6 protein-coding genes are annotated in these 6,946 nt (G+C 60.3%); 5 read left to right on the top strand and 1 reads right to left on the bottom strand.

The window, feature by feature from the left end; genetic code table 11:
• The first annotated feature begins 111 nt into the window (after positions 1–111).
• The 3 genes from LKE08_RS05960 to LKE08_RS05950 all read left to right on the top strand — a co-directional run bounded on the left by LKE08_RS05960 (position 112) and on the right by LKE08_RS05950 (position 3,831).
• Positions 112–1,806 carry a tetratricopeptide repeat protein gene (locus tag LKE08_RS05960; protein ID WP_324703284.1) on the top strand — a complete coding sequence of 565 codons (1,695 nt, stop codon included), beginning with the start codon at positions 112–114 and terminating at the stop codon, positions 1,804–1,806.
• 234 nt (positions 1,807–2,040) lie between these two features.
• Positions 2,041–2,937, top strand: coding sequence for a type II secretion system F family protein (locus LKE08_RS05955; protein ID WP_324703283.1), 897 nt, complete (start codon positions 2,041–2,043; stop codon positions 2,935–2,937).
• A gap of 177 nt (positions 2,938–3,114) precedes the next feature.
• Positions 3,115–3,831 (top strand): alpha/beta hydrolase, encoded by a 717-nt coding sequence (locus LKE08_RS05950; RefSeq protein ID WP_324703282.1) that lies wholly within the window; start codon positions 3,115–3,117, stop codon positions 3,829–3,831.
• A gap of 113 nt (positions 3,832–3,944) precedes the next feature.
• Here LKE08_RS05950 and sipA read toward each other — a convergent pair whose 3' ends face one another.
• The gene (gene sipA, locus LKE08_RS05945; protein WP_324703285.1) at positions 3,945–4,175 is read right to left on the bottom strand and encodes a regulatory protein SipA; all 231 of its coding nucleotides are present in this window, start codon (positions 4,173–4,175) and stop codon (positions 3,945–3,947) included.
• Between the two features lie 446 nt (positions 4,176–4,621).
• Between sipA and rbfA the strand changes: the two genes are divergently transcribed.
• Both rbfA and LKE08_RS05935 read left to right on the top strand, forming a co-directional pair.
• Positions 4,622–5,032, top strand: a complete 411-nt coding sequence (rbfA, locus tag LKE08_RS05940; protein WP_324703281.1) for a 30S ribosome-binding factor RbfA — start codon at positions 4,622–4,624, stop codon at positions 5,030–5,032.
• Positions 5,033–5,064: 32 nt separating this feature from the next.
• On the top strand, positions 5,065–6,624 hold the full coding sequence (locus LKE08_RS05935) for a glycoside hydrolase family 3 N-terminal domain-containing protein (RefSeq protein ID WP_324703280.1): 1,560 nt from the start codon (positions 5,065–5,067) through the stop codon (positions 6,622–6,624).
• Positions 6,625–6,946: the final 322 nt, after the last annotated feature.

The following is a 6,946-nucleotide window of genomic DNA, read 5'->3' as shown; positions in this document are numbered from 1 at the left end:
GAGCCGTGTGAGGTGAAAGTCTCATGCACGGTTTTGAATGGGAGGGGGAGATGGTAACATCTCTCTCGACCCCTAATATCGTCAGCCCGTCGTTATACGGACACCTTGCAGATGCCCGAAGAGTCCACACCTCCCCCCCCGATCGCGCCACCCCCGACCCCTCCCGAAACATCGCCGGCGCGGCCGAGGTCGGGGCCCTTCGATATCTTCAAAGCGTTTCCCGAGTTCAACCGAGGCAACCGACTCTACAAACTGGGGCGATACGAGGGAGCCTTCGCCCACTACGATCGCGCCGTAGACCTGAAGCCGGACTGGTATTCCGCGTGGCTGCGGCGGGGCAACACCCTGCGAAAATTGGGGCGCCACAAAGAAGCCCTCGCCTCCTACGATCGCGCCATCAAACTGCGCCCGAACCACTACTGGGCTTGGACGTTCCGGGGCATCACCCTGGCCAAACTGGGGCGGAACGAAGAGGCGATCGCTTCCTTCGACAAAGCCCTGAAAATCAAACCCGAGAACTTCGAGGCCTGGTACGAGCGGGGTCTAGCCCTGGAAGCCGGCCTGCAATTCCAGGCCGCGGCAGCTTCTTACAAGCGGGCGATCGAAATCAAACCAGACCTATCGGCGATCTGGTACCACCAGGGCAACGCCCTGATGAACGAGGAGCGCTACGCCGACGCCATCGCCTCCTACGATCGCGCCGTGCAACTGCAGCCGGCCAACTCCGACGCCTGGTTCAACCGGGGGGAAATGCTAATGAGCCAGTACCGCTACACCGAAGCGATCGCCTCCTACGACAAAGCCCTGGAACTGCAACCCGAGCGCTACCCGGCTTGGTTCAACCGGGGCATTGCCCTGCAAAAACTGCGCCGCTACGAAGACGCGATCGCGGCCTACGACCGCGTCATCGAACTGCAACCCAACGACTACGAAGCCTGGTTCTACAAAGGCATGGCCCTGAAATCCCAGTGGCCGAAAACCGCCCTGGCCAACCTCGACCGCGCCCTGGAAATCAACCCCGAGTCCCCCGCCGTCTGGATCGGCCGCGGCCAGACGCTCCTGGACATCAAAGACTACCGCTCCGCCATCGCCGCCTTCGACCGGGCCACCCAACTCAACTCCAACTTCCCGGAGGCCTGGTTGGGGCGGGCGACGGCCCTCTACCACCTGAAACGCTATCCGGAGGCGATCATCGCCTGCGACAACGCCCTGCAGGTCCAGCCCAACTTCCTCGATGCCTGGAACCGCCGGGGACTCACCTTGGAGCAGTTGGGGCGCTACGAAGAGGCCCTGATGGCTTACGATAAAGTGATTCAAATGACCGTCGCCGACCCGGACCTGGCTTCCAAAGCCGGACTCCAGCGCGGCGCGGCCCTGGAATACCTGAAGCGGGACGAGGAGGCCGTCGTCGCCTACCGGAAAGTGGTGCGGGAGCAGCCCGACAACTTCGAGGGCTGGGTGAAACTCGGGCAGGTCCTCGACCGCCTCGGACAGTACCTCCAGGCCGCAGACGCCTTCGAGCAGGCGATCGCCATCTGGCCGGAAAATTATCAGATTTGGTTGCAGCAGGGGGCCGTCCTGGAAAAGTTGGATCGATTTCAAGATGCGATCGCCGCCTACGACCACCTGATCCAGATCAAACCCGACGCCTGGGAAGCCTGGGTGAGGCGGGGGCAAGCCTTCGAGCAGATGGCCCGCTACCAGGAGGCTTTCAACTCCTACGGAGTCGCCCTAGAACTGCAACCGAACGCCCCCACCATCGTCGCCCACCGGGAGCGGGTGAAGCGAAAACTGGCGGTTCAGTGATGCGGAGGCGACCGGAGGCAAGTTTATATCAGATCCGTACAAACTCCCCAATCATCTTGAGATGATTTGAGCTAGTAGGGGCGCAAGGTTTGCGCCCTCGGGAATTAATTCCCCAGGGGTCTGGATGTCCCACCCGTTGCTCCCTCGGCTCCCTCGACCCCTGGAGCTTCCTCCGCCCCGGTCGCCCCCCCACCCCCCACCCGGCGCGCGACGCCATACAGGTGCTTTAAACGAATGACTCCTCTGGAAAAGGCGCAATTATTTTCTCAGTTGGCGGTGCTGCTGGACTCCGGTCTGACGGTACACAAAAGCCTGATCGCGATCGCCAAAAAGAGCCCGAGCCGTCTGAGCCGCTACCTGGGGAAAGCGATCCTCTCTCTGGGGCGGGGAGAAGAACTGCCGCAGGCTTTGGGGCGGATGCCCCGCATCTTCGACCCGTGGACGACGAGCCTGCTGGACGTGGCGGCCAAAAGCGGGGCGTTGCCGGAAATGTGCTGGCAACTGGCCAAACTCGAACGGCAGGAATGGGACCGACAAAATTTTTACCGCTCCGTCACCCTGGCGGCGGTGACGAGCGGGGTCAGCCTGCTGCTGCTGTTGGCGACGCTGTTGTACACCACGAAAGCCACCTTCGGCACTTGGCTGGCGGGATGTTTGCTGGTTCTGGGGGCGGGGTTGGCGCTGCCCCGAGTGATCCCCCGTTTGCCCTGGGTGCGCCGCGTCCGGACCGCCCGGGCCATGCTCTACCTGGGACAGTTGGAGTTGCCCCTGCGGTGCGGGTTGCCGATTTTGACGGCGATCGAATTGGTGCGCGATCGCATCCCCAAGTCGGAAATGGCCGGAACCCTGACCGTAGCTCTGGGACAGATCCCCGCCGGCAAAACCCTCAGCCAAAGTCTGGAAGACCGCCTCCCCGCGGCGGCCATCCGCACCATCCGCACCGGGGAGGAGACGGGCCAGTTGGAGCGCGCCCTGTACCATCTCCAACTCTATTACGAACGGGAATTGGAGCGATCGTTGCGGGTGATGCAGGGAATTTTGGTGCCCGTCACCCTGCTGGCCGCTGGGGGCGTGGTGGCCCTCCTCAGTCTCAACGCTATGAAATCCCTGTTCATCTTGCTCCCGAGTTGAGCCATTTCCCAAAATTTAATGTCGCCGATCTTGTGAAACTGAGCCGGTACATTTAAGCTGGTGTTCAGAATTGGGAGTCGGGAGTCGGCAAAAGCCAACTCATTGGCAATTGTCCCGGATCAATTCCCACCCCAATTCCTGCCAAACACTATCGATTTTCACCAATCGGTTGACCGAATGAAACTACCAAATCTGAAACGTTTTCGTCCGGGATTGGTTTTGGGAGCGATCGCCGGCATCTTGCTGGGTCAAACCGGCGCCGAAGCCGCCGATCGCGTGGTTCTCACCTACGGCCCCTTCCAGGCTCCGATCGCCGTCAGCGACCTGGAGCTATTCGCCACCGAGGGAGTCACCACCAAAACCATCCGTCAGATCGTCGGCGCCTCCGGACTCGACGAAGAAACCCTGCGCGGTCTGATGAGCCTGGAAATCGGCTTCGACCTCGTGCCGTTCGCCTGCATGATTTACACGCCGACCGGCCAAGAACTGACCGACGACATCGGCGCAACGGTTCGCACCCACCGCCGGGTTGCTAACGGAAAGGCCATCCGGGCCGCGTTGATCAATGCCGTCAGTGACGACGGCACCATCTCCTTCCTGGACTTCTTGAATTACTACCCCGTCCCGGGAATGTACGTCGATGTGGCGAACATCCCCGCGACGGTGGACAAAATTCAGGGCTTGAGCGACGAACTCGGTGCCCTGTTCAGACAGGCTTCCGACTTCGGCACCGAATTTTCCGACGGAACCGTTATCGTCGGCGGCTGCTCCCTGCAGGAGGTCAATCTTCCCGGACCGGCTCCGGCGCCCCCGCGTCCGGCCCCCCCGCGCCCGGTTCCGCCACCTCCGGCACCGGTACCTCCCCCGGCTCCTCCGGTTCGCGGACTCTGGTAAATCTGTCCCGACCCCAAGATTGCATCCGACCGATGCAAATGCGGCAGCATTCTCCACTCGGGGAAGCTGTCGCGCCGATTCCGGAACCGAAAACCATCAATAATTATCAATTATCAATTATCTTCTGCTGCTTCGAGATACTGGGCATCCATCAGAAACGCACCTTTGGCGAAGCGGACACCCCAGTAACCGCCCGGACGGCGATCGAGGACTGTACCCACTTCCCCCAATGCGATCGCGTCCGGGGGTCTGAGAATCGGCATCGGTTCGGCGGTTTTGACGTAGGGGGGTACGGCGATGACCCGAACTTTTTGATGGATGGCAAATTCTTTTTCTTTTTCCATAGTCATAAAATTTTTAATTTTAAACAAAATTCAAACCGATCAACTTCTATGCCAATGCGGTTTGAATTCACCCATCATAAAATACATGATAGATGACGCCAGTTGTCAATTTTGACGGTCTTGATCTCCGACCCACTGGTTTCGCTGCTACGGCTTCAGATGCGGGCAAATTTGCCCGCACCGAGGGCCAATTATAGCATTTTTGACCTCCGGCGAGGCACAAAAATAATTCTCAATTGTCAACTGTCAACTGTCAATTGTCAATTCTTCCCCACCGTCGCCCGAAACTGATGTAAACTGGAGTCGGGCATCACCCCAGAATTCGGATACCCGGGCGGTTGACGCAGACGAAGCCGGCAGGAGATGGGAAATAATCTCCCACCCGGGCGGATATCCGAAGAAGGCAAAATGTCCCATTGACAGAAGCTCGCTAGGGGGTAATCATCATGGCTACAGATCGTCGCGTTTCCCGAGTGGCTTCGCTGATCAAGCGGGAGGTCAGCCAGATATTGCTCCACGATATCAAAGACGATCGCGTGGGAACCGGGATGGTGAGCATCACGGACGTGGACGTTTCCGGGGATTTGCAGCACGCCAAAATCTTCGTGAGCATCTACGGGACGGAAGAGGCCCGCCGGGAAACGATGGAAGGGTTGCGGTCGGCGACGGGTTACATCCGCTCCTATCTGGGGCAGCGGGTGCGGCTGCGGCGGACGCCGGAAGTGGTGTTTCTCGAAGATCGCTCCCTGGAACGGGGGGACAAAATTTTGGCCCTGATCAACGAGATCTCTCAGAATCACAAAGACTCGGAGGCGGAGGAGGGAGAAGAATCGGACACTTCCGCCGAAGCCGAATAATTTTGAACTGACGGGGTGTGGGGAAAACGAACATGGAGCTTTCGCTGGCCGAACGGGTCGCCCAAATGGTGGTGGTGCGGGCGTCGGGGCACTTATTCGACCACCAAATTCGCTATCCGGCCTGGGAGCCGCCGTGCGATCGCCTGCGGTATTGGCTCGAAGAGTTGGGCGTCGGCGGGGTGATCTTTGTGGACGGCAGCGCGGCGGAACTGGCAGTCCGGACTCAATTGCTCCGGTCCTGGGCTAAAATACCTTTACTATTGGCGGCGGACATCGAGGAAGGGGTGGGCCAGCGGTTCGCGGGGGCGACGTGGTTTCCCCCGCCGATGGCTTTGGGGGCGATCGCCAATCGAGATCCGGAAATGGCGGAGCGGTACGCGGAAGAAATGGGCGCCGTCACAGCCCGGGAGGCTTTGGCGATCGGTTTGAACTGGATTTTGGCGCCGGTGGTGGATGTCAACAACAACCCGGATAACCCCGTGATCAACGTCCGAGCCTTCGGGGAGACGCCGGAGACGGCGGGGCGGCTGGCGGCGGCGTTTATCCGCGGCTCTCACCGATACCCGGTGTTGACTTCGGCCAAGCATTTCCCCGGCCACGGGGATACGGCGGTGGATTCCCACATCGAGTTGCCGACGATCCCCCACTCCCCGGAACGGCTGGCGGCGGTGGAGTTGCCGCCGTTCAAAGAGGCGATCGCGGCGGGGGTCGATAGCGTCATGGGCGCCCATCTGCTGATTCCCGCCTGGGACGAGACGTTGCCCGCCACCCTGTCCCCGGAAATTTTGACCGGAAAGTTGCGGAAAGCATTGGGGTTTGAAGGATTGATCGTCACCGATGCTCTGGTGATGGGGGCGATCGCCGACCGCTACAGTTTGGCTGAGGCGTCGGTGCTGGCGGTGGAGGCGGGGGCGGACATTCTGTTGATGCCCGAAGATCCGGAAGTCACCATCCAAGCCGTCTGTGAGGCGGTGGAGTCGGGACGAATCTCGCCGGAACGGATTCAAATGTCGTGCGATCGCATCGCCTATATGAAAAAGAAAATATCCCCCCCGGAACGTCAACGGCAATTCGGGTTGGAGGATCTATCGACGCCGGCGGCTAACCAGACGGTGGAACTGATCCTGCGGGAGTCCGTCCGGGCCGGCGCCGCGGTCCCCCTGCAACTGCCACCGAACCCCGGACGGGAGGGGTGGCGGAATCTGGTGGTGGCCGACGACCTGCTCAACTGCCCCGTCCTGGGACACCACACCCCCGCGATCGCCGTCCCCGGGCACCGAGGCTTCACCCTGCAACTGCTCGACCGCCACGGCCGCACCCCCCCCGGGGAGGATGGGGAATTGTCTCCGACATTGCTGCAGTTATTTATACGCGGAAACCCCTTCCGGGGCTCGGCCGGGTTGTCGGAAATTGCCCGCATTTGGTTTAAGAAATTGTTAAAAACCGGCGAACTTCGCGCCCTCGTCATTTACGGTAGTCCCTATACCTTGGAACAATTTCTACCTGAAATTCCGTCGAGTTTACCTTACGTTTTTTCCGACGCTCAGATTCCGGCGGCTCAGGCGATCGCCCTCGACCTGCTGTTGGGATGACGGTTTCGAGCCGTCCGCCGGAGACTTCGGGGGGGAGGTTGCCAAGCCTCGTCTCCCTTCGGATTCGGCGATCCCCGGTCGGTTTTCGAGCATTTGAATCCCGTTCTCCCCGTCCTCTGGCGGCTGACCCCGGCTCCGCCGGCTGGGTGGGTCGGTGCAAAAACAAATGTGGCAGATCCGAAACGGGTGTGTCATACTAAAATTTCAGACTTGATTGATTGCCGGATCGGCGAAGAGAGATAAATGTCAGCACCCCCGGCTGAAGCACGGGGGCTTCGTGCCCTCCCCTTCAGGTAGCTGACCAGCTTAAGCCTTAACTGGC

Origin of the sequence: Lyngbya sp. CCY1209 (genome assembly GCF_035615495.1) — a bacterium.
Classification (GTDB): domain Bacteria; phylum Cyanobacteriota; class Cyanobacteriia; order Cyanobacteriales; family Microcoleaceae; genus Limnospira.
The sequence above is the reverse complement of the archived record's forward strand: the minus strand, read 5'-3'. Positions and strand labels throughout refer to the sequence as shown.

Coding starts and splice junctions, on each gene's coding strand:
- LKE08_RS05960 (WP_324703284.1), top strand. CDS start 112: ATGCCCGAAGAGTCCACACCTCCCCCCCCGATCGCGCCACCCCCGACC.
- LKE08_RS05955 (WP_324703283.1), top strand. CDS start 2,041: ATGACTCCTCTGGAAAAGGCGCAATTATTTTCTCAGTTGGCGGTGCTG.
- LKE08_RS05950 (WP_324703282.1), top strand. CDS start 3,115: ATGAAACTACCAAATCTGAAACGTTTTCGTCCGGGATTGGTTTTGGGA.
- sipA (WP_324703285.1), bottom strand. CDS start 4,175: ATGGAAAAAGAAAAAGAATTTGCCATCCATCAAAAAGTTCGGGTCATC.
- rbfA (WP_324703281.1), top strand. CDS start 4,622: ATGGCTACAGATCGTCGCGTTTCCCGAGTGGCTTCGCTGATCAAGCGG.
- LKE08_RS05935 (WP_324703280.1), top strand. CDS start 5,065: ATGGAGCTTTCGCTGGCCGAACGGGTCGCCCAAATGGTGGTGGTGCGG.